This window comes from Frankia sp. CcWB2 (assembly GCF_977927585.1).
In genome coordinates this window covers 1-1,678 of record NZ_CDWRCM010000287.1, presented here as the reverse complement: position 1 = coordinate 1,678, position 1,678 = coordinate 1, and the positions used below count along the sequence as shown (strand labels likewise).

Annotated in this window: 2 protein-coding genes; one reads left to right on the top strand and one right to left on the bottom strand. The window is 71.6% G+C overall.

The features are described 5' to 3' along the window. Nucleotides 1–9 precede the first annotated feature (9 nt). Nucleotides 10–591: a YbaK/EbsC family protein gene (locus tag ACY45C_RS20515; RefSeq protein WP_462189189.1), complete on the top strand. Its 582-nt coding sequence runs from the start codon at nucleotides 10–12 to the stop codon at nucleotides 589–591. Nucleotides 592–714: 123 nt separating this feature from the next. Here ACY45C_RS20515 and ACY45C_RS20510 read toward each other — a convergent pair whose 3' ends face one another. Then, entirely contained in the window at nucleotides 715–1,584 is an 870-nt protein-coding gene (locus tag ACY45C_RS20510; protein ID WP_462189187.1) for a heme o synthase, read from the bottom strand. Between the last annotated feature and the right edge of the window lie 94 nt (nucleotides 1,585–1,678).

Here is a 1,678-nt window from a genome sequence, read left to right as displayed (position 1 = left end):
TCTGGCATGATGGTTGGTCGGGAAACGGGTGGGAGCAGCGGACATCTGCGTACCGATCTTCTGCTGGCGCCGACGTCGGCGCTGGCCCGTCCCGACCTGCTCGCCGCGCCGACCGCCGCGCTACTCGACACCTGGTCGCAGGCCGGGCGAGGGGACGAGATCGAGGTCGCCGAGATCGATCCCGAGCTGTCCGACACCGCGGCCTTCTGCGTGCACTATGGGGTGGACCCGGCCGAGACGGCGAACTGCGTGGTCGTCGCGGGCCGGCGGGGCGGTGTCACCATGCTCGCGGCCTGCGTTGTGTTCGCCGTCTCCCGGGCTGACGTCAACGGCCTGGTCCGGCCGCATCTGGACGCCCGCAAGGTCTCGTTCGTGCCGATGGACACAGCCGTCACCGAAACCGGCATGGAGTATGGGGGCATCACCCCGGTCGGGCTTCCCGCGGAATGGCCGATCCTGATCGACCGGGCAGTGGCCGAGCACCCGCGCGTCGTGGTCGGCTCCGGGGTGCGCATCTCCAAGCTGTGGCTGCCCGGCAGGGTCCTGGCCGCGCTGCCCGGAGCCCGGGTGCTCGACGGCCTCGGAACGTAGCCGCCCGCACGCCTGCGGCCCGCCGGAAAAACAGTGCCCCGTCCTGATCCCGGTGTCACCGGGCGGGACGGGGCGGGTTCGGTGGGGCCGGTCGGTAGGGTCGATCGGTGGGGCCGGGCGAGATCAGACGAGAGCGGTGACGGCGATCGCCACGAACAGCAGGGTCAGATACGTGATCGACATGTGGAACAGGCGCATCGGCCTCGGGTCCTCGCCGTGCCGGGCCCGGCGGGCGACCCGGTGCGACTCGACCAGGAACCAGGCGCCCACCGCGACGGCGGCGACGAGGTAGACCGGGCCGGTGGAGGCGACGGGAGCGACCGCGAGCGAGGCGGCGACCATCGCGTAGGCGTAGCCCAGCATCCGCCGGGTGACGACCTGGACGGAGGCGACGACCGGCAGCATGGGGACGCCTGCCGCGGCGTAGTCGTCGCGGAACTTCATCGCCAGCGCCCAGAAGTGCGGCGGGGTCCAGAAAAAGACGACGGCGAACAGCAGCACCGCGGCCCAGCCGACGGTCCCCGTGACCGCCGACCATCCGATCAGGACGGGGAAGCAGCCGGCCGCGCCCCCGATGACGATGTTCGACGGGGTGCGGCGCTTCAGCCCGAGGGTGTAGACGAAGACGTAGAAGGCGATCGCCCCGTCCGCCAGCAGCGCGGAGGGCCAGTTGACCAGGAAACCGAAGAGCAGTGTCGAGACGATCCCGATCACGATGCCGAAGGTCAGCGCCTCCGTGGGCGTGACGGTCGCCCGCACGAGCGGACGGCGCTTCGTGCGGCCCATCATCTGATCGATGTCACGATCGACATAACAGTTGATCGTGTTCGCGCTGCCGGCGGCGAGGGTTCCCGCCACCAGGGTCACGGCGATCAGCCAGAGCGGCGGCATGCCCCGTTCGGCGAGCATCATGACCGGGACGGTGGTGATGAGCAGCAGTTCGACCACGCGCAGCTTCATCAGGGCGACATAGCCGCGGGCCTTCGCCGACACGGCCGCCCAGCCCCCGCGGGTCGCGTGCCCGGCGCCCGGGAGCCCGTCGGCGGGCGGATCGGCTGCGGGGGCGGGCGGGCCGGCTGCGGGGGCG